We start from the raw sequence: 25613 nt of genomic DNA, 5'->3' as shown, positions 1-25613 counted from the left end.
TAAATGAGAAAACTGCTGTTATTGTTTGTTTTGTCAATGTGTTGTTCTTTGGTTATGGCGCAGGAACCGGATTTTCTTCAGACTAAGGTGCTCGATCAAAAAACCGGAGAGCCAATTGTTTTTGCCACAGTACGACTTATCGGTAAGGCTAAAGGGGTCATCACTAATATGGATGGTAGTTTTCGTTTGCCATTAAACTATCTTGGAGAAATTGATTCTATAAGCGTTTCTTCGATGGGTTACGAAAAAAGAAGTTTTGGATTAAAAAGGCTTTCCCCAAACGAAACTAATGTACTGTACCTGATGCCAGGAGTTGTCGCTTTGTCCGAGGCTATAGTTAGTGCTAAAAAGAAGCGAGAACCCTCCGCTACGCGTGTCGTACGTAGGGCCATCGATAATATTCCCAGAAATTACCCGTTTACAGATTTTGCAACTATAGGCTACTATAGGGATTATCAAATACGGGATGATAATTATGTGAACTTGAATGAAGCTATAATAGAGGTGCTTGATAACGGCTTTGATACCGATGATGAAACGGAAACAAAAGTGCGGATCTATGACTATCTCCCTAACTTGTCTTTCGAGCAAGATGAGGAAAGTAGGTCGGCTTACGATTATAAAGACTATAAAAAAGTTATAGAGAATGCCTATTTGCAAAGTTACGGGGGAAATGAATTTACACTACTTCGTATTCATGATGCCGTTAGAAACTATACGATAAATTCGTATGATTTTGTTAATATCTTTGAACAGGATTTTATACGAAACCATCGTTTTAAAAAAGAAAATAGCATAGTTCAAGATGGGGAAGAGTTGTTTGTCATTAGTTTTCGACAGGCTATTTATTTGAATGATGTAGTGGGTAAGGTATATATATCTAAAACAGATTATGCTATCCATAAGATGGAATACACCTTATATGACCACGAACGTAAATTAGAGAATAGGCAAAAGAACAGGCATGGAACAAGGTTTGAGCCCATCTTTGAGGTTATTACCGAGTACAAGCGTATGCATGGGAAAATGTTCCCTAATTACATCTCGTTCTTTAATAATTTCAAAGCGCAAAAAGCACCAACCTTTGTTATGCAAGGGTTTTATGCAAATGCCGCTAGGGGTTGTTTTGTGGTTATATTCAATGATTTTGTAGATGTTGAGACAGGTTCCAAAAAATCCAATTATGATTTAAATTTCCAAGGCAAAAAAATAAAATTCGATACAATTAAAGTGCGTAGTAATAGGGTTGAACTTTATCCGAAAATGGATGAAAATTTCGAAAAAGTTACAAAAGTCATGTATTCTTACGAGTACAAAGGAAAAAAAGATGTGCCTGGTAAATTAGGTCTGACTAACATTAAGAACCTTAGCCTTACCGCTATGGTAAACGAAATAAAATATGAAAACTATAAGCAATACCGAGAGTTTTTTGTGCAAGAGGTAAAGCCTAACGGTAGTGTTTTAACGGATACATTGTTCATGAATAAAAACGCGCCTATTTTTAAGGACCAGCCCATGTTAAAACCAGATAATTTTGATGAGTATTGGATGAATACGCCGCTGAAAAATGTCGATAACTAAAAAACGCCTTGAAATCTTCAAGGCGTTTTTAATTGTATAACTCAGTTTGCGCTGTTAGTTAATATTTGCGCTCTTTACTGTTTTAATAATTCTTCCTGCGATTTTATATGGATCTCCATTGGATGCAGGTCTCCTATCTTCCAACCATCCTTTCCATCCACTTTCTACGGTAGCAATTGGAATTCTTATAGAAGCTCCGCGATCGGAAATTCCAAAGCTGAAATCGTTAATAGAAGCGGTTTCGTGAAGTCCAGTCAATCGTTGGTCATTAAACTCACCGTAAACAGCAATGTGCTCTTTAACCACAGGTCTAAACGCTTCACAAATTTTCTCATATGTAGCTCTATCGCCACATGTTCTTAAGGTTGTATTGGAAAAATTCGCATGCATTCCGGAGCCGTTCCAATCCATATCCTTACCTAATGGTTTTGGATGGTAGTCTATATAGTACCCATACTGCTCTGTCAATCTATCTAAAAGGTATCTAGCAATCCATATTTCATCCCCAGCCTTTCTAGCTCCTTTAGCAAATAATTGAAATTCCCATTGACCTGACGCAACTTCTTGATTTATTCCTTCAAAATTTAATCCGGCTGCAATACAGAGATCGGCGTGTTGTTCTACCACATCTCTACCATGTGTGTTTTTGCCACCAACAGAACAATAATACATACCCTGCGGTGCTGGATAACCTCCAATAGGGAAACCTAAAGGCAGCTGGGTTCTGGTATCCATAATAAAATATTCCTGTTCAAAACCGAACCAGAAATCATTATCGTTGTCATCGATTCCTGCTCTACCATTAGATACATGTGGAGTTCCGTCTGCATTTAAAACTTCTGTCATCACTAAAAAGCCATCCTTTCTTGCAGGATCTGGATAAATGGCCACAGGCTTTAATAAACAGTCGGAAGAACCACCTTCGGCTTGTCTTGTAGAACTTCCATCAAAAGACCACATGGGGCAATCCTTTAATTTACCACTAAAGTCGTTTACAACTTTGGTTTTACTTCTCATATTCTGAGTTGGAAAATAACCATCTAACCAGATGTACTCTAATTTTGTTTTGCTCATAATTTGTGGTGATTATAGTTTGAATAAAAATAGAAAACAAAAATATGTTTTTTGTTGAGTTTTATGAATTTTTGAGGGTATAATTTGATTGAAAAGAGAAAAAAACAAAAATACCCCCATCTTTTTTAGGGTGTATTACGATATTTATAATATAAGGGTGTAATTTTGTGATATTAATAATTTGTAATTATGGCATTAAGTAGATTTGAGTCACTTAAGGAGAGTAGTAATAGAGTTGCAATCGCAATTGAGGAGAAAGGAAGAAGATCGGATTTCTTTGCCGATAATGTCTTTAACGATAAACGAATGTTACAGTACCTAACCAAGGATGCCTTGGATAGTGTAAATAGTGCCATTTCCTCTGGTTCTAAAATTGATCGTAAAATAGCGGACCAAGTTGCCGAAGCCATGAAGGGCTGGGCCATTTCTATGGGAGCTACGCATTATACGCATTGGTTTCAGCCATTAACGGGAAGTACTGCCGAAAAACATGATGCGTTTTTTGATTTGCTTTCAGACGGTACCGCTCTGGAAAAGTTTGGAGGTGGGCAATTGGTACAACAGGAACCAGATGCTTCAAGTTTTCCAAGTGGGGGTATTCGAAATACATTTGAAGCCAGGGGATATACGGCTTGGGACCCTACATCGCCTGCCTTTATTTATGGTACTACCCTGTGCATACCTACTATTTTTGTTTCGTACACCGGTGAAGCCTTGGATAATAAAGCACCGTTGCTAAGGGCGTTGGCAGCTGTAGATGACGCCGCTACCGCCGTAGCCCGGTATTTTGATAAAAATGTATCTAAAGTACAGGCAACATTGGGCTGGGAGCAAGAATATTTTTTAATTGATAAAGCACTTGCACAGTCCCGGCCAGATATAGTACTAACAGGAAGAACCTTGGTGGGGAATGCTGCGGCCAAAGGGCAGCAGTTGGATGATCATTATTTTGGAGTCATCCCTAGTAGAGTACTCAGCTTTATGAGCGATTTGGAGAAGGAATGTACCAAACTGGGTATTCCTGTAAAAACCAGACATAACGAAGTGGCACCCAATCAATTTGAGTTGGCACCCGTGTTCGAGGAAGCTAACCTTGCCGTTGACCATAATCTATTGTTGATGGATGTAATGGACAAAGTGGCCGATAGGCATAAGTTCAAGGTCTTGTTCCATGAAAAGCCATTTGCAGGTATTAATGGATCAGGCAAACACAATAATTGGTCATTGGCAACGGATACGGGCATTAATCTTTTAAGTCCGGGTTCCACACCCATGAAAAATCTACAATTCTTAACGTTTTTTATTAATACTATTAAAGCCGTGGATACGTATGAGGAATTATTGCGTTCCTCTATTGCCTCTGCAAGCAACGATTATAGATTGGGTGCCAACGAGGCGCCACCAGCTATCTTCTCTATTTTTGTTGGAAGCCAATTAAGTAGGGTATTGGATGAATTGGAAGGGGTGTCCAAAGGAAAGTTATCGCCAGAGGAAAAAACGGAACTAAAACTAAATGTAGTCGGTAAGATTCCTGAAATACTGTTGGACAATACCGATCGTAACCGAACCTCTCCTTTTGCATTTACAGGAAATAAGTTTGAGATGCGCGGGGTAGGGGCTAAGACCAATTCCGCTAAACCAATGACCATATTAAATGCTATAGTAGCAAAACAGTTGCAGGATTTTAAAAAGGAGGTAGATGCGCTGATAGATAAAAAAGGTCTAAAAAAAGACGAAGCTGTTTTTAATGTTCTAAGGGAATATATAAAGACCTCTAAGCGAATTCGATTCGATGGCGATGGGTATAGCAAGGAATGGGAGAACGAGGCGAAAAAAAGAAAACTAAGTAACAATAAAAATACGCCCGATGCATTGCAGGTAATGATGGCCAAGGAAAGTTTGGCACTTTTTAAAGCGACCAATGTCATGAGCGAGATAGAGGTCGGTGCAAGATTGGAAGTGGAATTGGGCACCTACATCTTAAACATACAAATTGAAGGACGCGTGTATGACGAGCTGGTTTACGGATATATCATTCCTGCTGCCATCGCCTACCAAAATAAACTCATAGCCAATGTAACGGGCTTAAAGGATATATATGGTGCCGCGCATAAGAAATTTTCTGAAGGACAATTGGCCATGATAGAGGAAATTGGGGAACATTTAGTAGAGGTCAAAAAAATGACCGATGCCATGACGGATGCCAGACGAAAGGCGAATATCATAGGGGATAGCAAAAAGAAAGCAGCAGCGTACTGTAATAATGTAAAGCCCTATTTTGAAGGAATTAGAAAACATTCCGATAAATTGGAGAAACTAATTGATAATCAATTATGGCCCCTAACAAAGTATAGGGAATTACTTTTTATTAAATAAGTACGAAAGGATACATTATTTCTTAGCTGTTTTTCAACTTGGAGTTTAATGCAAATCCTTTATTTTTGCTTCAAACCTAAAATATGTCATCATCTACAAGTGAAAGGTACAGTCAACGTGGTGTTTCTGCGGCAAAAGAAGATGTTCACAATGCCATAAAAAACATAGACAAAGGTCTGTTTCCCAAGGCGTTTTGTAAAATTGTTCCCGATTATTTAACCGGAGATTCCAACTATTGTTTGGTGATGCATGCCGATGGTGCCGGCACTAAATCCTCGCTTGCTTATATGTATTGGAAGGAAACGGGAGATTTATCCGTTTGGAAAGGCATAGCACAAGATGCCTTAATAATGAATATTGATGATTTGATTTGTGTGGGTGCTACAGATAATATCATGTTGTCCTCTACCATTGGCAGAAACAAGAATAAAATTCCGGGAGAAGTACTTTCAGCTATAATTAACGGTACCGAAGAACTGATAGCTGATTTGGCCGAACATGGTATTACCATTCGCTCCACAGGAGGTGAAACTGCAGATGTAGGAGATTTAGTGCGTACCATTATCGTAGATTCTACGGTAACTGCTAGGCTTAAACGAAGTGATGTAATTGATAATGCCAATATAAAAGCAGGAGATGTTATTGTAGGTTTGGCTTCCTTTGGACAAGCGACCTACGAAACCGAGTATAATGGTGGAATGGGCAGTAACGGATTAACCTCCGCGCGCCATGATGTATTTTCTAAATACTTGGCAGATAAATTTCCGGAAAGTTTTGATTCGGAAGTCCCATCCGATTTGGTGTATTCCGGCACTACAAAATTAACGGACACCGTTCCAAATTCACCTTTGGATGCAGGTAAATTAGTGTTATCGCCTACCAGAACCTACGCGCCGATTGTAAAAAAAATATTATCTAAATACGATAGTACGGATATTCATGGTATGGTGCATTGCAGTGGTGGCGCCCAGACCAAGATTCTTCATTTTATAGATAACCTACATATCGTAAAGGACAATCTTTTTGATGTTCCGCCCTTATTTAGGCTGATACAGGAGCAATCCGGTACAGATTGGAAAGAAATGTACCAAGTCTTCAATTGTGGACACAGACTAGAATTATATCTGGATGCTAGTTTGGCCAAGGATGTAATACAGATTTCAGAATCGTTTGGTGTAGATGCCCAAGTCATTGGAAAGGTAGAGGCATCCGAAACCAAACGGTTGACAATCAGAAGTAGATACGGCACCTTTACATATTAAGGTATACGATTGTTTGTAATCCTGCGTTCTTTATTATAAATAACAGCTATGGAACGAAAGGATTTTTTAAGAACATTGGGAGCTGGCGCAGCTTTTGCCATTACCTTTCCATGCCTGGGAGGGTGCTCCAAGGATGACGGGAATGATGGGAACATTGTAACACCACCAACAAATATAGATTTTACAATAGATTTAACCAGTGCCGAGGCTTCAAAATTGGCGAACAATGGGGGTTTTATCCGTAAAAATTTAGTTGTCGTTGTAAAAAACTTAGAGGGTAATTTTGTTGCCGCTTCACAAGTGTGTAGTCATGAGCAATACGATACTGTTGAATTTGTGAATCAGGATGGCGGTATTTTTTATTGTGATGTACATGGTTCAAGATTCGGTCAGGACGGTACTCCTTTAAATACCATTCCCAATAGCACTGCAAGGGCTTTGAAAATTTATAACACGGAACTTAACGGGGATATTTTGCGCATTTTTGAATAATAGTTTTATTGTTCATTAATCCTGAATTTTACAAACCTACATTCCACCTCAATGTATAGTGCTCATTATTTTGATATTAAGTATTTCGGCAGTCATCTTTTAGAGGTTCTAGCTGAGCTTACGAACGGAATGCTAAAGCATTTCTTTGGAGATTTTACAACTTTTATTTTTCTTCTTTTTATCGTAAATAGTGGTACTGCGCAAGACAAAAATTATGTAACAGTAAAAAAATCGACGACCCTCATGGGAGGTCGTTTTGATATTACCGTGGTTTCGGTAGATGAGGAACTTGGATATATAAATATACAGGAAGCAGTTGGTGAAATTAAAAGAATAGAGAAACTGATATCTTCCTGGGATGTAGACTCAGAAACTTCTGCTATCAATAGAAATGCAGGAATTAAACCTGTTAAAGTTGGTCTAGAGCTTTTTAAATTGATTGAACGCTCCAAACAAATATCGGAACTTACTAATGGTGCCTTTGATATCACGTATGCGGGGATGGAGGCTTTATGGAAATTCGATGGTACGATGACTCAAATGCCAACGGCATCTCAAATTTTAAAAGCTAAAGAAAATGTTGGTTCCAATAAGATTGTGCTAGATGCTTCCGCCCAGTCAGTATTTCTCCCTCAAAGGGGAATGCGTATTTCTTTTGCTGCAATCGGTAAGGGCTACGCAGCGGACAAGGCAAAAGAGCTACTGGTTTCTAAACAGGTAGTTGCAGGTGTAATTAACGCCGCCGGAGATATTACTGCTTGGGGGAAAAAAGTGACCGGTGAAAAATGGCTCATGGGAATTACAAATCCATTGAGCAAGAACACTATTTACTCGTGGATACCCCTTTTGGAATCTTCTGTTGCTACTGCTGGGAATTCCGAACAATTCGTAACCATAAATGGTAAGAAATATTCCAATATTATAAATCCAGAAACTGGCTATCCTGCCGCTGGCATAAATAGGGTTTCCGTCTTTTCTAAAAGTGCAGAGTTATGTGATGCACTAGCTACAGCTATTATGGTTCTGGGAAGGGATGCAGGTTTGGCTTTGGTAAATCAGCTTGGAGGCACCGAGGCTATTATAGTGGATTCTGACAATGCAGTTGTTAAAAGTAACGGTATACTATTGGATAAGTCACCTTAGAACATCGCGTACGTTCGATTAAACCATTTCTTTGACAATGGTTTGAATGTACTGGACTTATTTCTGTGGTTGATAGTATTGTTTATCGAGCTTACAGCCATAGCGCTAATCGATTAAAAATCGTTATTGCCTGACACTTAAATACCCTTCTTGTATCAATTCTTCTCTTGAGGTAATTAGTTTGGAGTATCCATCCTTAAGGATATACAGGGTGTTGCTAACATCCATAACATCCTCATAAAAATGGTCTGTTATAATGATTATACTTTCATTTTTCTTTTGGTTAATAATCGTTTTTATTATTTCGATATATAAAGGCGCTATGAAAGAAAATGGCTCATCTAAAAGAATAATTTCTTTCTTCGAATTGAGTATTAAATAAGTCTCTAAAAGTCTTAATTCGCCTGAAGAAAGATGTTTGATCGGTTCCTTTTGGTAAGGTGCAAAAGATTGGAATAGGCCAATAAAGTCTTTCCAATCTACTTTAAAAATGGTAAAACTTTCGATTAAGGTCATAGAGTTGGGTAGTAATTTGTGCTGCGGTAGATACGCTATTTTTGATGTTTTAAAAAGTTTCTTTTTTTGGTGGACACTATTAAGCCTAATGTTGGCATATTTAGGATTTAGGTTTCCAAATAAAATACGCAATAAGGACGTTTTTCCAGAGCCGTTTCTACCCAAAATACCGGTCACCTTTCCGGTTTCCGCATGCAAGTATATCCCACTTAGGATTTTCCTTGAGTCAAAACGGAGTTCTATGTTGTCCAGTTCTAACTTCAAAACAATTTGGATATGTAGAATAGTACGGATGTCAATAATAGGTCTATTAGAAAACAATAAAAAAATAGGCGTGCGTGCGAAAGGGAGAAATTTTGATAAAACGCTAATCTTTTCTGTAGCTTGGTTTCAAAATATATTCCAAATAAAAGTATGAACAGAAGTATTTTACTGCAAAATAAGAAAATGAATGGTGCTTTTAAGGCAATGATAAAAAACGTTAGAAGTAATGATATAAGCACAAACTGGCGGTAAAACTTCCAAATAAGTAGTAATTTATTCAAACTAATAGCTAAGGATCCAATAGTATCACGGACTTCTCTAAATGTACAAATTTATCGTAAATTCGCTGAACTAGTGAAGGACAAATATGATAGACAAGTTAAATATTGTAAAACAACGTTTTGATGAAGTTTCCGATTTAATTATCCAACCGGATATTATAGCGGACCAAAAGCGATATGTTAAGCTTACTAAGGAATATAGCGACCTTAAGGCTTTAGTGGCCAAAAGAGATTACTATATGGAGCTCAGCAATAATATTTCTGAAGCAGAAGAAATAATAGCCGATGGAAGCGATGCCGAAATGGTAGAGATGGCAAAAATGCAATTGGAAGATGCAAAATCGGAGTTTCCGAAGCTAGAGGAAGAAATAAAGTTGATGCTTATTCCCAAAGACCCGGAGGATGCCAAAGATGTAGTTGTAGAAATCCGTGCCGGAACAGGTGGGGACGAGGCAAGCATTTTTGCGGGAGACTTGTTTCGTATGTACACTAAATATTGTGAGAGTAAAGGCTGGAAAACCAACGTAATCGATTTAAGTCAGGGTACTAGTGGCGGGTATAAAGAAATCCAATTTGAGGTTACTGGAACCGATGTCTACGGCACCTTAAAATTTGAGGCTGGCGTTCACCGAGTGCAACGTGTCCCACAAACAGAGACACAAGGCAGAGTGCATACAAGCGCGGCCACTGTTATGGTCTTACCTGAAGCAGAAGATTTTGATGTGCAAATTGATCCCAAGGATGTGAGGATTGATTTCTTTTGTTCATCAGGCCCGGGCGGTCAATCTGTAAACACGACCTATTCGGCGGTACGATTAACCCACCTACCTACAGGCCTTGTCGCACAGTGTCAAGATCAAAAATCGCAACATAAGAACAAGGATAAAGCGTTTAGGGTGTTACGTTCTAGATTATATGACCTTGAACTTGCCAAAAAACAAGAGGAGGATGCTGCAAAACGAAACTCCCAGGTAAGTAGTGGTGACCGTTCTGCTAAAATTAGAACCTATAACTATCCTCAAGGAAGGGTGACCGATCATCGTATCGGACTTACGCTTTATGATTTGTCCAATATTATAGATGGTGATATTCAAAGAATTATTGATGAGTTAAGCCTTGTGGAAAATACGGAGAAACTAAAAGAGGCTTCAGAGATTTTTTAAGGCATATATTTTATAATGTAATGTATATCAGTTTTGGTTTATAATGTTAATAAATCATAGACCAACGATAGTATAAAACTCATATGACAACTAAAGAATTAATAGGACAGATTCGCGAGAAAGAATCGTTTTTATGTATAGGATTGGATACCGATTTAGAAAAGATTCCAGAGCACTTGTTAAAAGAGGAAGACCCTATATTTTGCTTTAATAAGGCAATAATTGATGCTACCCACCATCTTTGTGTCGCTTATAAGCCCAATACCGCATTTTATGAAGCCTATGGTATAAAGGGTTGGATGGCCCTAGAGCGAACTATTAACTATCTTAATAAGGAATATCCAGAGATTTTTACCATTGCAGATGCCAAACGAGGGGATATTGGTAATACCTCTACCCGATACGCAAAGGCATTTTTTGAGGATTTGAAATTTGACTCGGTAACCATTGCTCCGTATATGGGAAAGGATTCGGTAGAACCTTTCCTGGCCTTTAAAGATAAGCATACAATTTTGTTGGCATTGACCTCAAATATTGGTGCCTATGATTTTCAAACCAAGTTATTGGATGGTATAGCACTTTATGAACAGGTGCTGAAAACGGCTACATCCTACAAAGGAGCAGAAAATTTAATGTATGTTGTAGGGGCCACAAAGGCTGAATATTTGGCAGAAATCCGAAAGATTGTGCCAAATAGTTTTCTTTTGGTGCCAGGAGTAGGAGCTCAGGGAGGTAGTCTTTCCGAGGTTTGCAAATATGGTATAACACCAGATGTTGGCTTGCTTATTAATTCTTCAAGAGGAATAATATACGCCTCCAATGGAGCCGATTATGCGATTGCCGCTCAAAACAAAGCAAAGGAATTGCAAGTACAAATGAAACATGAACTTGCTAAGCTATAGCAAACTATACGAGTTCCTGTAATGCCTTTTGTATCTTACGGGCTTTAAGCTCAAAAAATTCTCCAAGTTTCGTATTTGAATACTGAATATTAGAGGCTTTGTCAACAAAATTTTGATATTGGTATTCTAGCATGGTTACAGCATCTGCTTTTGCCGCTATTGGAGTTACCGTTCCTACCTTACAATATTGCTTTTCCATAATTAAATAATTGTTCTTACAAATATACGTACGATATCCTCTTTTGGATGTTCAGATACTTGCTATAGAACTAATAATCAGGTAATTTGTCTTTTATTTAACGTTATGGATGAGAATCCGGTAAAAACCGAAATCCGTTTATGTTATTTTTTGCTTAAACCTACTTCAATTCAAAAAGATTATTTACATTGCTCATTGGCTTTATCTAAAGGACGCCCTAACTTATATTGTTAAACTATACGAAATATATTCATAAAGATTCTCCTACCTGGGTAACCTTCGTTCATGGTGCAGGAGGAAGCTCTTCTATCTGGTATAAGCAGGTAAGGGAGTTTAGGAAATTCTTTAATATTCTACTCCTTGATTTACGTGGTCATGGGGATTCCAAGCCCAATCTAAAAAACGCTTTTAGTGATCAGTATACTTTTGACTCGATTACCGAAGATATTCTTGAGGTAATAGATTTTGAAAACGTTGAGAAATCACATTTTATTGGTATTTCATTAGGTACTATTTTAATACGAAACTTGGCGGAAAAGCATCCGCACAGGGTAGAAAGTATGATTATGGGTGGCGCCATAATGAAATTAAATTTACGTTCTCAGATTCTTATGCGTTTGGGCGTAGTTTTTAAATCTGTGGTGCCATATCTATGGCTTTATAAGTTCTTTGCTTTTGTAATTATGCCCAACAGAAACCACAGGGAATCTAGATTGTTGTTTGTTAGGGAGGCAAAAAAACTATATCAAAAAGAATTTATACGATGGTTTAAGCTTACTTCTGAAATTAATCCGTTGTTACGATTTTTTAGATCTGCGGATATTAAGATACCTACCTTATATGTTATGGGTGAGGAAGACTATCTGTTTTTACCTACGATAAAAAAAATAGCATCTGCCCACAAGACTTCAAATTTATTCATAATACAGGATTGTGGCCACGTGGTGAACATAGAGCAGCCGCAGTTGTTCAATAATATGGTCATAGGCTACTTGGTGGGAATGGGGAATGCCAAGTAGGTGTATTTATAGTCTATTGTTATACTAGTGCACGGTTTTGTTCGATTACAGAAACTTTTAAGCGTTTATCTTCTTGGTGAAAGGCTAAAGGCTATAAATGTGGCTTTGGACATTTCGGAGAAAGCTGCGTCTTTTTGGTTCTATTGGCATTAACCAGATTGCCTTTTAAATAGGAATAAAACCATCTGTTATAAAATTTTGAAAACAAAAAAACCGGTGCTCCCACCGGTTTTAAACTAACTAACTAACTCAAAATTACTAACTAAAAAAATAAAATTTTATGTTTAATTTTTTAAGTCAAAAACTTGAAACTCAGTATTTTTAACGTCCTATTTTATAGAATATTGTTTTCTTTTAGTGTTTTTTTAATCCTGAAGCGCAAATACTTTTTTAAGCAAGTCAGTTGTTCTAGAAGATGCTTTAGTTCTTATTTCTTTTTCTTCAACAGCAATCATGGTATAGACACCTTTTAAGGCTTCTTGAGTTACGTAGTCCGTTAAATCTGGATTTACATTTGATGTTAATGGAATTGAATTGTATTTGTTTATTAAAGAGGCCCAAACCTTATCGGCTCCAACTTTTTGAAAAGAGGATTTTATAACAGGATTAAATTTATCATAAAGCGCTGTTGTTGTTCTTTCTTTTAAATAATCAGTTGCAGCTTGTTCATTTCCGAGGAGGATTCCTTTTGCATCGTTAAACGAAATCTCCTTTACCGCATTTATAAAAATTGGAGTGGCTTCACCAACAGCATCTTCAGCCGCTCTGTTCAATACTTTTAACCCTTCGTCGGCCAAATTTCCCAATCCTATATCTCGCAAGGTTTTATCTACTTTTCTAAGTTCCTCCGGCATAAGGATTTTTACAAGGTCGTTTTTGAAAAAACCATCGGTTTTTGTTAATCTACTGACTTGTTTGGTAATGCCTTTGTCCAATGCAGCACGTAATCCGTTTCCAATTTCCTCGTTCCCAAGGCCTGTAGTTTCTGATGGTAGTTGATTTACGACTTGTTGTAATTCATTACAGGAGACAAATAATGTTATTCCAATAATTAGTGCAATTTTTTTCATGATACTATTTGAAGTTTAGTGTTTATGGTTTTACGAGAAAATAACGGTTTTATTGTTATAGACCATTGTTTTTCTTAGCACGTGGAGTTTAATGGCGCGGGAAAGAACAATTTTTTCCAAATCCCTTCCCTTGCTGATAAAATCGGAAATGCTGTGTGAGTGTGATACAGGAATAACATCCTGCTCTATAATAGGGCCTTCATCCAGTGCTGCTGTAACATAATGGCTAGTGGCGCCAATTATTTTTACCCCTCGTTTAAAGGCAGCGTGATAAGGTTTTGCCCCTGCAAAAGCAGGTAAAAAGGAGTGGTGTATATTTATAATACGATTTGGAAAAACATCGATTAAGTTTTTTCCTATGATTTGCATATACCTAGCAAGAACTATAAAATCTATCTTATGTTCTTTTAAAAGGGCTAATTGTTTGGTTTCTGCTTTCATTCGGTTCTCTTTGGAGAACGGTATGTGGAAAAAGGGAATACCAAATTGGTCGGCAATAAATTTAAGGTCAGGATGATTGCTTAGGATAAAGGGGATATCTACAGCAAGTTCTCCGGAATTTTGTCGGCCCAATAAATCGTATAAACAATGGTTATATTTAGATACGAAAAGTGCCATTTTGGGTTTTGTGGTATCATAATGAAGATTCCAATGCATAGTATACGGCTGCGCAATTGAGGTCTCAAAGGCGCTTTTAAAATTGTCGGTTTCAAAACCTTCATCTTCAAATTCTGTTTCTAAACGCATAAAAAATACGTTTGAAGATTTATCTACATGCTGGTCCAAGTAAATAATGTTGCCAGAATGGGAATGAATGAATTGGGTAACGGAACTTATGATACCTGCCTTATCCGGACAGTTGATGAGGATTACAACTTTCAAAATAATCTATTTTAGCCATCAAAAGTAACTTATTATGACTAATGGCAAGTAGGTAGGTTAACTGTTTATCCGCTTTTTTTGAATATGTAAGCGGTAGGGGTCTTACGTCATGGAAACTTTCCACTTCTTGTACTGTTTTCTAAAACTTCGTAATTCTGCACGCAGTAGGTTAAGATATTCTATTTCTTTTACGCCGTCTTTTTCCAGTCCTCTACAGTAGGAGTTGATATTTCTAATCATAATGTTGATGAACGAAATGCTCCGCTTGCGTTCGGAGATAGATGCGGAAAACTCGGCGTCAACAATCTTTTGTGGTATAAGGATAGTGTCGGTTAGCAACGAATTAGCAATACTATCCCGTAGACTATTAGACTCATAAAGTTTTAATAGGTCTTTGTTTAATGAGACGTAGGAAGCTATTTCCCTGCTCATGAAGCAGAGATTTAATGCTTGTCTGTAAATAGGTATGTGCTGTAGACTCTTTTTAGACATTGTATTCAAACCTTTCCTTATGTCATAAAGTTACTACGCAATCTTAATAGAATACTTTTTATTATAAATCAATTTGCTAAATTTACTTTTGAAACAAAATAATAAAGGGTAAAATGAAATCGAATATAAAGATAGATGCGCTGAACTGGAAAATATTGAATCGTTTGCAGGAAAATGCTAGGGAATCCTTTGCGAATATTGGCAGGTATATTGGTCTTACTGCACCTGCCGTTGGGGAGCGCGTAAAGAAAATGGAGGACACAGGCGTTATTCTGGGGTATAATGCAGTGGTATCCCATTCACATACCGGTCATCAGTTAAAAGCGATTATTACCTTAAGGGCGTTTATGGGCAAGTTGAAGCCTTTTTTGGCTTTAGTACCTACATTTGACGAGGTTATAAATTGTTACCGGATTACGGGTAATGAAAATATTGTTATGGAGGTGGTGCTTAAAGATCAGTTTCATCTGGAAAAGTTCATAGATAAATTAATCCAGTATGGGGAAACAAGAACTAGTATTGTGCTATCCCATGTAATTGCCAACGCTCCCATTCGCAGTGAGCCTAACTAAGTTCATTGTTTTCAATTGTTTTGATAGGACTAGAGCAATTGTGAAAAATGAATTTCTTAACTTTAAAATAAAATTTTGGCTAGATTTTTGATTACTTTCTGGAATATGAAAAAAAATGCTATTCTCTTTCTTCTTTTTTTATTACCAGCAATGTTGCTGGCTCAAAACGTTAATCTTGTTAAAGGGGCGATAACCGAAAACATCGTTGTCAATGATTCCTTAAAAGAATCCTTTTCCGTTTATCTGCCCAGTTCTTTTGATGTTTCTAAAAACTGGCCCATGGTTTTTGTTTTTGATATGCAAGGTAAGGGAAAACAAGCATTGTCTATGTTCAGGACTGCTGCGGAGCAAGAGGGATACGTTCTCGCAACCTCCAACAATACAAATGACACCTTATCGCTGTCAAAGAACATTCTCATTGCCAACAGATTTTTTAATGCTGCTTATGACCTGTTGCCTTTGCAAAAGGAACATACGTATACAGCAGGTTTTTCGGATGCAGCTAGGTTCGCATCTATAGTTCCTAATTTTGTGAAGGGAATTAAAGGCGTTATTTCCTGTGGTGCCGCTGTTGGTAGTTTGGACATCCTTAGTACAAAGAATCCTTTTTATTTTGTTGGAATCGTAGGGCGAGAAGATTATAATTTTTTAGATATGCTGGAAACCCGTAAGACCTTAGATCGCTTAAAATTTCCAAATCAACTATTATTGTTCGATGGAGGCCATGAATGGCCTTCTTCAGATTTAATCGCTAGTGCTCTTAATATATTGACCCTGTCCGCTATGGCAAAAGGAGAGGTGCTAAAGGATGAGCAGAAGATGGTAAATTCATATCAAGAGTCGCTTACTGCTGCCAATAGCCTGTTCTCTGATCAAAAGCCTTTGTTAGCAGAGCATAAACTATCGGAAATGATTCGTATTTACGGTCCTTGGATAGAATTGGATTCCTTAAAGGATATTAGAAAACAACTTCGTAGAACTAGTTCTTTTAAGAGCAATAGAAGAAATCAAAATGCTGTATTTCTAAAAGAAAGTTTTACCAAGGAGGACTATGTTTACTATTTAGAGGAGGATGTAATGACCTATAATTACAATAATTTAGGTTGGTGGAACTATCAAATGGGCGAGTTGGATAAATTAGCCGAAAGTCCTAGTGTATATAATAAACAAATGTCTCACAGGCTACGCGGTTATCTAAATGCGTTAATCGAAGATACCATTGATTTGATTACAGCTGAAAAGGTCTTGGATATGGAGGCATTAACTTTTCTGTACATGCTTAAGACGGTTACCGAACCGGAAAATTTCACCTATTATCTCAATGTCATTTCCAACAGTGCCAAAGTAGAGGATTATGGTACTTCACTTTTTTATCTAGAAGAATTATTAAAACGAGGATATAAAAATAAGGAAGAACTTTACGCGGTTGAGCATACCGCTCTTTTAAGAATTTCCCCTGAGTTTAATGCATTGGTTGAAAAGTATTTGGAGAGTTCACGTTACGACATTAGGGAAGAGTAAGGTGTGGTACTGCGCCTAAATCCCAATCTATAACTAAGCCTTTGGCCAATGAAATGGCCACTTCTTTGCCATATAGCACTTCGCAAAGATATAGGGCGGCTTCAAAACTTTTGGCACCTCCGGCCGATGTAATGTATTTTCCGTCGTGAACAAATAAAACACTATCCTTTACGGTTAATTGGGGAAACATGTTTTTGTAAGCGTCAATATCGCTTGGAAAAGTAGTAGAAACTACATCGTCTAAAATCCCGGTCTTTGCAAGAATAAAGGCACCATCGCAATGGCTGGTTACATACATCGCCTCCTTGTCCACTTGTTTTATAAAATTCAGTAGATTTTTGTCTTTTAGGTCACTGTCTAGATGATGTTCGGCACTTGGTACCACCAAAATATCTATTCGCGGCAGCACATCTTTTGTATAATCATAATCAGGCAAAAATCGTAATCCTTCAAAACTAGTGATGGGATTAAGTGTATTTGCAACTGTGAAAGTATTCATTGCTTTGATGTTTTCTCTGTATACTGTATGTTGAAATATATCATATGGTGCCGTAAACTCGGTATTATAAACACCATCCATAATTAGAAAAGCAACGTTATACCTATCGCTTTCCAATTTTGGTAGCGTGCGGGCTTCGGATTTGAGCTTCTTGGGTTTTTCGGTACAACCAAATAGAATAAAAAATAATGTGAATACTACTGATACCTGTTTCATTTTAAAGTCTTTTATCCATTTGCAAAGTACAATGAAAATGAAAGGTACTTCTTCTAAAATTGTATTTTTGTAAAAAAAATCTACCATGCGCTTTCAATGGAATGCTTTAATCTTGATGGTCGTATTATCCTTTGGCTGTAAAGAGGGTAAAAAATACCACGATGAGAAAGATGAAATTACGGCAGAAACAACATCGGATAAGATTGCAACGGTTTTTAAATTTCAGCAATCGTTAAATGCAGAATTTAAGAATCCTGAACAATCTCCGTTACCAGACCGGTTTCGTTCAGAATTTGAAACTTTGGATTTTTTTGCTCCCGATACTACCTATGTGGTAACGGCCAATTTGATAAGAACACCAGAGGCACTTCCTTTTTTAATGCCTACCAACACAGGTAGAACATCTGAAGAAGTTGTTTATGGTATCGTTACATTTACACTAAAGGGTAAAGAATATTCGTTGGAAGTATATCAAAATACAGAGTTGGTTGAAGATAAGGACTATGTTGACTATTTATTTCTGCCTTTTTCCGATCAGACGAATGGAAATGAGACTTATGGTGGAGGCCGTTATCTAGACTTAAGGATTCCCGAGGGGAATACCCTTGTACTTGATTTTAACCAAGCCTATAATCCGTATTGTGCCTACAACCCAAAATATTCGTGCCCTATTGTCCCCAAGGTTAATACATTAGAGACTAAAATACTTGCTGGTGTAAAGGATTTTAAAAAGTAGATTTTTTAGTTATAACGGTTATTCTTTGACAATACCCTAAAGGAAAAATAGCTGCTCCTTGGTAGAACGGGTATTTATGTTTTCTTTATAGGAAATGTAAGAATAGAGCATAGCTGCGTGTTCCGTACTTATTTCGGTACAATTTAAGGTTACTTTAAAGTGAGATGGAAAGGAAGAAGACACGTTTTGCAACCATAGGTTTAAATGGTAAATGGTACTGAAATTACAAGACCCGGCTTTTATACCGGGTCTTTAGTTCAGTTGATAAAAAACCAACCAATTAACTTTGTTCTTAGAAGGAGTAGATAGCTGCTAAAACGAAAGAGGAAAGACTTCCGATAGGCTCTCCGTCACCATTAATGAAGTTGTTGTCTTCCGACGCAGTATCCAGTCTCAATTCTGGTTTTATCATAAGATTTCCAATTGTTGCGCTTCCAGTTAATGTAGCTGCAAAAACACTAGCATCGCCATTGGCATCAACTGCGCCAATTGCTCCAAAGAAATCGGTCTCGGAAAAGTACTCTCCCCGAAGTCCAATGGTAAAATTTTCTGAAGTTGCCAATTGTGGATAGACGGCAACACCGGCAAAACTTCCGATACCATCTTCCTCATCTCCGCTAAACATTGCCGCGTTCAAGCCAAGAAAAAAGGTGTCCGATAGTTCAAAACCACCGGTATAATCAATTTCAAAAGAACCATTGTCCATCAAGAAATTAGCATATTGTCCGCTATACCCTAATTGAACTCCGTAGGCGTATTGCCCGGTAGGATTAAATTCTGTTAAATCAGTAGGGTTCATTACGGCCAACATCAAACTAAAATCTTCCGATAGCGTGAAGTCTGCTTTTAGACCGGTATGTGAAAATGGCCCGTAAGAAAATAGGTATGAAGTACTATAGTTGAAGTTGGCAGTTGGAGAAATCACTTCATAACCTAAGAATGTGTTGAAGTTACCAAATGTTAATTTCACCTTATCGCTAACGTTCCAATATGCGTATAATTGGTTTACTATATCACCCGTAGACGAATACATTGGGGAAGCAAAAATTGCATCTGTTCCCCTTGGTCCAAATACTAAATCAGCCACGAACCCTACTTTTTCGCCTTCGTAGCTACCTATAACGTTAGCCATGCCCAACGCAAAACCAGGAAGGTTGGCAAATGAGCTTCCTGGTGCTTGAGCATCTATCCCATTACCAGCATTTAGATTAGCTCGATAATAAGCATCAATAGAACCACTAACCGAAAAGTTAGATTTTTCTTCTTCCTCTTGAGCAGTAACTACTGTCAAAGAAAATAGGATTAATAGGGATAGAAATATTTTTTTACGAATTTTGTACATGTAATCGTTTTCATAAGTGCTTGTTTTAATATCCTGTAGTGGATTTTTTTAAATGAGTAATATTAATTTGTTGAAAAGGGTTATGTAACGGAGCGTTCTGCAAAACGCTCCGTTTTAATTTTTCAATGTTTTTTAATGTTGGTTCATCCTAAAGTCGGAATAGGCATCCATGCCGTGTTCGTGAATATCTAAACCTTCTACTTCCTCTTCTTTGGAAACGCGAAGTCCTAAGGTGGCCTTTAAAACTCCAAGAATAATCCCTGAAGTAACTATACAGAAGCTTCCCACGATCAATACTCCATATAATTGGGTCAAAAATTGCTCCCCACCTGCCTTTGCTCCAAAAATCCCAACTGCAAGGGTTCCCCAAATACCACAGATTAAGTGTACAGCTACCGCGCCAACAGGGTCATCTAGTTTTAATTTGTCTACCAATGCTACTCCCAAGACTATAATAATACCTGCGAGGAAACCAATAATTACAGCCTCGTTTGGAGACATTAGGTCGGCACCAGCTGTAATTCCTACCAATCCACCAAGGATTCCGTTTAAGAACATCGTCAAGTCTAAGTTCTTGTAAAGAATCGTGGATAGAATCATTGCACCAAAACCGCCAGCCGCGGCCGCTAAACTTGTGGTCACCAAAACCAACGACGTTAATTCTGGATCAGCAGAAAGTACAGAACCTCCGTTGAATCCAAACCATCCCAACCATAGTATTAACACACCAGCAGTTGCTAAAGGTATATTATGGCCCGGTATTGCCTTTGCTTTACCATCCTTGCCAAATTTGCCAGTTCTCGCACCAAGAAGTGCAATGGCAACCATGGCCGCCCAGCCTCCGACGGAATGTACCAATGTAGAACCTGCAAAATCATAGAATCCCCAAGAATCCAAGAATCCACCACCCCATTTCCATGCTCCTACTATAGGATATACGAGGCCAACGTAGATTACGGTGAAAATCATAAAAGCTAGGATTTTCATTCGTTCAGCGACGGCTCCTGATACTATTGTTGCCGCTGTAGCCGCGAACATACCTTGGAAAAGAAAGTCTGTCCACCAAGTATAACCGCCACTTGCGTAGTCAGGTGTCATGCCGTTTTCCGGTGCACCTATTCCAAATCCAGCGAATTTGAGGATTCCCATGTCTCCGTCTTCAAAACCGGGGTACATAAGGTTAAAGCCCCATCCATAGTAAAGAAGTAACCCGCCTGTAATGATGAAAATATTTTTAAATAAGATATTGATTGTGTTTTTTTGTCTGGTTAAACCTATTTCTAAAAAGGCAAAACCTGTGTGCATGAAGAATACCAAAGCGGTAGCTACCATCATCCATACATTGTTTGCTGTAAATAATCCTGCGTCCATTATAAAAAGTTTTAGTTAGTGTTATGAATTTAGTTGATACCTGCCTGTCCGTTTTCTTTCGTACGTATACGGTAAGCTTCTATTACATCGGAAACAAAAATTTTCCCGTCACCTACGTTCCCACTGTAGGCAGATTCAAGAATGGCACCTACTGTTTTTTGTACAAATTCATCCGATACGACTATAGAAAGATATCTTCGTTGTATGTCCGTAGTGCTATAGGAAATACCCCTATACACATGACCTTGCTTTTCGTTTCCAACCCCAGTTACGTCCCAGTAACTAAAGAAATTTACCTCAATTTGATGCAACGCCTCCTTGACATCCTCAAACTTGGATTTTCTGATAATTGCTTCGATTTTTTTCATCTGATAATTGGTTTTGTGTGGGTCAAATGTATGTTAAAATTTTTAACACCCTATGTATAAGGGGGTATAATCATTAATTTTTATAATTATCATTATTTATACCCTATTTAAATATGGGTATGACTTGATAAATAGTATAATATTATGAATATGCTTATGGGCTAGGAATAGGAGTTTACTATTTTGAGCAGTATTTAAATACAATAAAACCTAAGGATATTTGGGCGCGTGCTAAAAGAAAGGGAATTCAGCTCTGTTAGGTATTATCTAGAAACTCTAGGGCTTATCGTTAGCGTTTGGAAAAAATAGGTCGGTATGCAAATAGTTTTATTTGGTAAGGTGTTAGGAATGTAGAGGTTTACAGTTTTAAAATTAAAACAGCTTAAGCTCTTAATTCAAGCAAAGAAAATGTCCAATTAGCTATATACAATGATAAACTCAGTATGGAAAATGGCAAAATTAGTAAGGAGGTATTTTAGAAATGTGTGATATAATAGAATTTTTAGAATAGTTTGGATGCCCATAGGCCAATAGTTACGGCAACGATTCCTATTGCGATACTAAGTATGGTGTAAAAAGAAAAGTGGAGTAGGTTGGCGTCTTTTAGTAACAAGTGACCCTCCATGGCAAATGTGGAAAAGGTAGTGAAGCCTCCACAGAATCCAGTTGCTAGTAGCAGTGTTTGATTATGAGAAAGAGCATTTGTTTTAAGGGACAATCCCAGAAGAAACCCTATAAAAAGGCATCCTAGTATATTTACAAGAAAGGTTCCGAGATAAAAGTTTGAAAAATAGGTATTAAGAGATTTTGAAATCCAAAATCGCAATAAGCTTCCAACACCTCCTCCTAAAAAGACAAGTAATAACTGCTTCATACCTGTTAAAGGTAAAAAACTATACTGCTTTTTTAAGTTCCGAGTTAAGTAAATTAATTGGATACACTATAGAACCGGAATTTTTGGCAACTTTTGGGGATTTTTTTGTTGCTCTTTTACTCCACATTGGCATGCTTGCCAATAACATAAACGCGTTAAGTCCAATTAAGATTAAAAAAATTGTAAGAAAAGCCATCATAATATTATACCCCTTTATAGCTGTATAACGCAAAATTACGCTATTTGGTATGATATACGTGCAAAATTGTTTTTTTGTTGTGTAGGATAAGTTTTTTGTGGTGTAGGTAAAAAATTAGTTAATTTTTAAGGAAAAGTTTAATCATAAATAGTATAATCAGGAATACTGCAAAGAATACGGCCACCCATTTAACACCTTTATAATTTTTTTGATGCAACTGTAGGTCTTTCTTATATGAAATAACAATTATAACAAGAAATACGACGGCAAAAAGGCCTCCAAAAATTAGTTGTCCGCTACTGAACATATTTTATATTTTTACGCAAAGCTAACAGAAAATCAGAACAGTTTAAGATGAAAGACAAAATCAATTGTGTTCAACTATTTCACGAATCCTTTGGGCTAGGAGTTTCAAATGAATTAAAATCAGATTTGGGTGTGTCCAAAAATCTATTGCGGTTTAATTTAATGGCTGAAGAAAACAAGGAATACTTGGAAGCGGCAACGAATAATGATATGGTTGAGGTCGCCGATGCCCTCGGAGATATGCTGTATATTCTTTGCGGTACGATTCTGGAGCACGGAATGCAGCATAAAATCGAGGAAGTTTTTTATGAGATACAGCGAAGTAATATGAGCAAGCTAGGTGCCAATGGAAAACCTATTTATAGGGAAGATGGGAAGGTGCTTAAAGGACCTAATTATTCTAAACCTAATATTGCGTCTATTTTGGACATATAATCCCGTATTAGCGGTAAAAATAATTCTGGCGGAATACTTGTACTATTCCGCCAGAATTGTTTTTACACTTAGAATAACTACTTAGATACCTTATAACTCCAGCCATAGGGGTCTTCCGACTTGTGGTATTGAATGTCAGTAATAATCTTTTTTATTCTTTGTGCGTATGGGGCATCTAGCTTAGGTAGCTCATAATCGGTATCCTTAAATCCAAATGCAGCTATTGGAGAAATTACCGCAGCAGTTCCAGCACCGAACATTTCTTTTAAAGTACCTGCCTTGGCCGCATTTACTACTTCGGTAACGGTTATTTTTCTAACTTCTACAGGGATTCCTTCTTTTTTTGCAATTTCAATAATGCTTTTTCGGGTAATTCCGTCCAATATTCTATCGCTGGTTGGGCCTGTAATTAGCGTATCGTTAATGCGAACAAAAATGTTCATTGCTCCTGCTTCTTCTATGTACTCATGCTCTGTATCATCCGTCCAAATAACTTGGTTGTATCCTTTTGAGATAGCTAATTGCGTAGGATAGAACTGACCTGCGTAGTTACCTCCTGCCTTAGCAAAACCAACACCGCCGTTTGCAGAGCGTGAATAGGTCTGTTCTATTAATACTTTGACTTCACCTCCGAAATAAGCTCCGGAAGGCGCGCACGCAATTATGAATTTATATTCATCTGCGGGAGAGGCATGAAACCCTTTGCCGGTAGCGAACATGAAAGGTCGTATGTACAACGAAGATCCTTCATCGGTAGGAATAAAGGCACTATCAAGCTTTAAGAGTGTCGTTAGTCCCTCCATAAAATAATCCTCTGGAATCTCTGGAATACACATTCTCTTTGCAGAAATATTAAACCTTTTATGATTATCTAAAGGTCTAAAAAGGAAGATGTCATTGTTCTTATCCTTGTAGGCCTTCATTCCTTCGAAAATCGACTGTCCATAATGGAAAATTTTTGCCGAGGGGTCTAAGCTTATATTTTGATATGGAACAATTTTAGGAGTTTCCCATGCACCGTTCTTATAATCGCATACGAGCATATGGTCGCTAAATACCGATCCAAAGGCTAAATTGTCGAAATCTATTTGGTCAATTTTGGAAGTTTGAACCTTTTCTATGCTAATACTTTTTGTTTCGATACCCATTAAATGATTAATTTTAGAGATTAAATGTAATCAAATATCCTAATGGTCACTTCTTTTTTAGTTTAAAAATGACCAGTTTTGTATGTGAAATCTAATTTTTGGAGAATATGAAAAGTTTTAACATTTTACTTGTGGTTTTTGCGATGTTATTATCTTGTAAAGGACAGAATAATGCTGAAGATGCTAGTGATTCTAAGGAGCAATTTCGTTCTTTTGGGGAAAAGATTGAGGCTCTTGATGCTAAGGATGTAAAGAGTATGTTAGCCAACTATAACAATATTGCTGAAAATGACACCTTGCAAACAAAATTCGTTGCCAAAGTAAAGGAGGTCTGTAAGTCCAAAGGTTGCTGGATGAAGCTGGAATTGGCCGATGGAGAGGAAGCGATGGTGCGTTTTAAAGACTATGGTTTTTTTATGCCAAACGACATAGAGGGCAAACACGTTATCGTTAACGGTTTAGCCTTTGTAGAATCCATGAGTGTGGAAGACCAAAGGCATTATGCAGAGGATGGTGGTGCAACAGCTGCTGAATTGGCAAAAATAACCACTCCAAAAAAGACTTATGGTTTTGAGGCCAATGGGGTTTTGCTAAAAGACTAGTTTGGAACGGCAAATAATAACTACCGGTGATGGCTCAAAGACGATTCAGTTAAAGGATTGGGACGAGCAGTACCATTCCAAGCACGGTGCCATACAAGAGGCGTATCATGTGTTTATTAGGAGCGGGCTAGATTTGTTCGATAATACCTCCTTGGATATTCTTGAGATAGGTCTGGGTACCGGCTTAAATGCCTTTATAACTTTTTTGGAGGCCGAGAAAGGGAATTACCATGTCAACTACCGTGGCATAGAGGCATACCCAGTTACCTGGGAAGAGGCAAGCCAATTGGAGTATGTTGCCAAGCTCAATGTTCTTGACAAGCATGTTTATTTTAAGCAGTTACATACTTCTCCTTGGGAGGTTCCTTGTGAAATCGGACCATTTTTTACAATTACCAAAAAGAAAATGTATTTTAAGGATATTCATGATCAAGAGATGTTTAACCTTATTTATTTTGATGCTTTTGGTGCTAGAGTGCAGCCAGAGTTATGGACCGTTGCTATTTTTAAAAAAATGTTCGAGGCTTTAAAAAGTAAGGGTTACCTGGTTACCTATGCTGCCAAAGGTAGTGTTAGGAGGGCTATGCTAGCCGTTGGTTTTAGAGTGGAAAGACTTCCCGGACCTCCGGGTAAGCGAGAAATGCTCCGTGCACAAAAACCTTAAGTTAAATATCTGAACCTCTTTTTTTTAGAATTAAGGTGTTGTGG

Annotated in this window: 26 protein-coding genes; 14 read left to right on the top strand and 12 right to left on the bottom strand. The window is 37.6% G+C overall.

Going from position 1 to position 25613, the window contains the following annotated elements:
- Nucleotides 1–3 precede the first annotated feature (3 nt).
- Nucleotides 4–1581, top strand: coding sequence for a carboxypeptidase-like regulatory domain-containing protein (locus MS6x_RS04555; protein ID WP_482605629.1), 1578 nt, complete (start codon nt 4–6; stop codon nt 1579–1581).
- Nucleotides 1582–1635: 54 nt separating this feature from the next.
- Here the strand turns inward: MS6x_RS04555 and MS6x_RS04550 are convergent, their stop codons facing one another.
- Nucleotides 1636–2655 carry a glutamine synthetase beta-grasp domain-containing protein gene (locus tag MS6x_RS04550; RefSeq protein ID WP_482605627.1) on the bottom strand — a complete coding sequence of 340 codons (1020 nt, stop codon included), beginning with the start codon at nt 2653–2655 and terminating at the stop codon, nt 1636–1638.
- A 189-nt stretch (nt 2656–2844) separates the two neighbouring features.
- On the opposite strand from MS6x_RS04550, the gene MS6x_RS04545 reads away from it, so the two are divergent.
- The 4 genes from MS6x_RS04545 (at nt 2845) to MS6x_RS04530 (ending at nt 7928) form a co-directional block, all read left to right on the top strand.
- Nucleotides 2845–5031 (top strand): glutamine synthetase III family protein, encoded by a 2187-nt coding sequence (locus MS6x_RS04545; protein WP_482605626.1) that lies wholly within the window; start codon nt 2845–2847, stop codon nt 5029–5031.
- 83 nt (nt 5032–5114) lie between these two features.
- Nucleotides 5115–6293 (top strand): AIR synthase related protein, encoded by a 1179-nt coding sequence (locus tag MS6x_RS04540; protein ID WP_482605624.1) that lies wholly within the window; start codon nt 5115–5117, stop codon nt 6291–6293.
- 48 nt (nt 6294–6341) lie between these two features.
- Nucleotides 6342–6785 (top strand): QcrA and Rieske domain-containing protein, encoded by a 444-nt coding sequence (locus MS6x_RS04535; RefSeq protein WP_482605622.1) that lies wholly within the window; start codon nt 6342–6344, stop codon nt 6783–6785.
- A 51-nt stretch (nt 6786–6836) separates the two neighbouring features.
- Nucleotides 6837–7928: an FAD:protein FMN transferase gene (locus tag MS6x_RS04530; RefSeq protein ID WP_482605621.1), complete on the top strand. Its 1092-nt coding sequence runs from the start codon at nt 6837–6839 to the stop codon at nt 7926–7928.
- Nucleotides 7929–8051: 123 nt separating this feature from the next.
- Here the strand turns inward: MS6x_RS04530 and MS6x_RS04525 are convergent, their stop codons facing one another.
- Nucleotides 8052–8708 (bottom strand): ATP-binding cassette domain-containing protein, encoded by a 657-nt coding sequence (locus MS6x_RS04525; RefSeq protein WP_482605619.1) that lies wholly within the window; start codon nt 8706–8708, stop codon nt 8052–8054.
- A gap of 367 nt (nt 8709–9075) precedes the next feature.
- On the opposite strand from MS6x_RS04525, the gene prfA reads away from it, so the two are divergent.
- Nucleotides 9076–10152, top strand: a complete 1077-nt coding sequence (gene prfA / locus MS6x_RS04520) for a peptide chain release factor 1 (protein ID WP_482605617.1) — start codon at nt 9076–9078, stop codon at nt 10150–10152.
- A gap of 83 nt (nt 10153–10235) precedes the next feature.
- A complete protein-coding gene (gene pyrF / locus MS6x_RS04515; protein ID WP_482605615.1) occupies nt 10236–11054 on the top strand; it encodes an orotidine-5'-phosphate decarboxylase in 819 nt (272 codons plus the stop codon).
- 4 nt (nt 11055–11058) lie between these two features.
- On the opposite strand, the gene MS6x_RS04510 is transcribed toward pyrF, so the two are convergent.
- Nucleotides 11059–11253: a hypothetical protein gene (locus tag MS6x_RS04510; RefSeq protein WP_482605613.1), complete on the bottom strand. Its 195-nt coding sequence runs from the start codon at nt 11251–11253 to the stop codon at nt 11059–11061.
- A 227-nt stretch (nt 11254–11480) separates the two neighbouring features.
- Here MS6x_RS04510 and MS6x_RS04505 point away from each other — a divergent pair, with 227 nt between their 5' ends.
- Nucleotides 11481–12272, top strand: a complete 792-nt coding sequence (locus MS6x_RS04505; RefSeq protein ID WP_482605611.1) for an alpha/beta fold hydrolase — start codon at nt 11481–11483, stop codon at nt 12270–12272.
- Between the two features lie 365 nt (nt 12273–12637).
- Here MS6x_RS04505 and MS6x_RS04500 read toward each other — a convergent pair whose 3' ends face one another.
- From MS6x_RS04500 to MS6x_RS04490, 3 genes are all read right to left on the bottom strand, one after another.
- Entirely contained in the window at nt 12638–13342 is a 705-nt protein-coding gene (locus MS6x_RS04500) for a DUF4197 domain-containing protein (RefSeq protein WP_482605609.1), read from the bottom strand.
- Nucleotides 13343–13372: 30 nt separating this feature from the next.
- Nucleotides 13373–14224 carry a formyltetrahydrofolate deformylase gene (purU, locus tag MS6x_RS04495; RefSeq protein WP_482605607.1) on the bottom strand — a complete coding sequence of 284 codons (852 nt, stop codon included), beginning with the start codon at nt 14222–14224 and terminating at the stop codon, nt 13373–13375.
- 102 nt (nt 14225–14326) lie between these two features.
- Nucleotides 14327–14656 (bottom strand): hypothetical protein, encoded by a 330-nt coding sequence (locus MS6x_RS04490; RefSeq protein WP_482605605.1) that lies wholly within the window; start codon nt 14654–14656, stop codon nt 14327–14329.
- A 173-nt stretch (nt 14657–14829) separates the two neighbouring features.
- On the opposite strand from MS6x_RS04490, the gene MS6x_RS04485 reads away from it, so the two are divergent.
- Nucleotides 14830–15288, top strand: a complete 459-nt coding sequence (locus MS6x_RS04485) for an Lrp/AsnC family transcriptional regulator (protein ID WP_482605603.1) — start codon at nt 14830–14832, stop codon at nt 15286–15288.
- Between the two features lie 105 nt (nt 15289–15393).
- Entirely contained in the window at nt 15394–16809 is a 1416-nt protein-coding gene (locus MS6x_RS04480; RefSeq protein ID WP_482605601.1) for an alpha/beta hydrolase, read from the top strand.
- Here the strand turns inward: MS6x_RS04480 and MS6x_RS04475 are convergent.
- Nucleotides 16796–17524, bottom strand: coding sequence for a DJ-1/PfpI family protein (locus tag MS6x_RS04475; protein WP_482605600.1), 729 nt, complete (start codon nt 17522–17524; stop codon nt 16796–16798). The genes MS6x_RS04480 and MS6x_RS04475 overlap by 14 nt on opposite strands.
- A gap of 85 nt (nt 17525–17609) precedes the next feature.
- Here MS6x_RS04475 and MS6x_RS04470 point away from each other — a divergent pair, with 85 nt between their 5' ends.
- The gene (locus tag MS6x_RS04470; RefSeq protein WP_482605599.1) at nt 17610–18260 is read left to right on the top strand and encodes a DUF1684 domain-containing protein; all 651 of its coding nucleotides are present in this window, start codon (nt 17610–17612) and stop codon (nt 18258–18260) included.
- A 292-nt stretch (nt 18261–18552) separates the two neighbouring features.
- Here MS6x_RS04470 and MS6x_RS04465 read toward each other — a convergent pair whose 3' ends face one another.
- From MS6x_RS04465 to crcB, 4 genes are all read right to left on the bottom strand, one after another.
- On the bottom strand, nt 18553–19551 hold the full coding sequence (locus tag MS6x_RS04465) for an outer membrane beta-barrel protein (protein ID WP_482605597.1): 999 nt from the start codon (nt 19549–19551) through the stop codon (nt 18553–18555).
- Between the two features lie 183 nt (nt 19552–19734).
- Nucleotides 19735–20973, bottom strand: a complete 1239-nt coding sequence (locus MS6x_RS04460) for an ammonium transporter (RefSeq protein ID WP_482605595.1) — start codon at nt 20971–20973, stop codon at nt 19735–19737.
- 29 nt (nt 20974–21002) lie between these two features.
- On the bottom strand, nt 21003–21341 hold the full coding sequence (locus MS6x_RS04455; protein WP_482605593.1) for a P-II family nitrogen regulator: 339 nt from the start codon (nt 21339–21341) through the stop codon (nt 21003–21005).
- Between the two features lie 502 nt (nt 21342–21843).
- Nucleotides 21844–22215: a fluoride efflux transporter CrcB gene (crcB, locus tag MS6x_RS04450; RefSeq protein ID WP_482605592.1), complete on the bottom strand. Its 372-nt coding sequence runs from the start codon at nt 22213–22215 to the stop codon at nt 21844–21846.
- A 553-nt stretch (nt 22216–22768) separates the two neighbouring features.
- Here crcB and MS6x_RS04445 point away from each other — a divergent pair.
- Nucleotides 22769–23155, top strand: coding sequence for a pyrophosphohydrolase domain-containing protein (locus MS6x_RS04445; protein WP_482605591.1), 387 nt, complete (start codon nt 22769–22771; stop codon nt 23153–23155).
- A gap of 77 nt (nt 23156–23232) precedes the next feature.
- Here MS6x_RS04445 and MS6x_RS04440 read toward each other — a convergent pair whose 3' ends face one another.
- Entirely contained in the window at nt 23233–24303 is a 1071-nt protein-coding gene (locus tag MS6x_RS04440; RefSeq protein ID WP_482605589.1) for a branched-chain amino acid aminotransferase, read from the bottom strand.
- 107 nt (nt 24304–24410) lie between these two features.
- On the opposite strand from MS6x_RS04440, the gene MS6x_RS04435 reads away from it, so the two are divergent.
- A complete protein-coding gene (locus tag MS6x_RS04435; protein ID WP_482605587.1) occupies nt 24411–24905 on the top strand; it encodes a DUF4920 domain-containing protein in 495 nt (164 codons plus the stop codon).
- A gap of 1 nt (nt 24906) precedes the next feature.
- Nucleotides 24907–25569, top strand: coding sequence for a tRNA (5-methylaminomethyl-2-thiouridine)(34)-methyltransferase MnmC2 (gene mnmC2 / locus MS6x_RS04430; protein WP_482605585.1), 663 nt, complete (start codon nt 24907–24909; stop codon nt 25567–25569).
- Nucleotides 25570–25613 lie beyond the last annotated feature (44 nt).

Source organism: Maribacter sp. MS6, from assembly GCF_056839185.1.
Note: the sequence above shows the minus strand (reverse complement) of the source record. Positions and strands in the feature narration are given on the sequence as shown.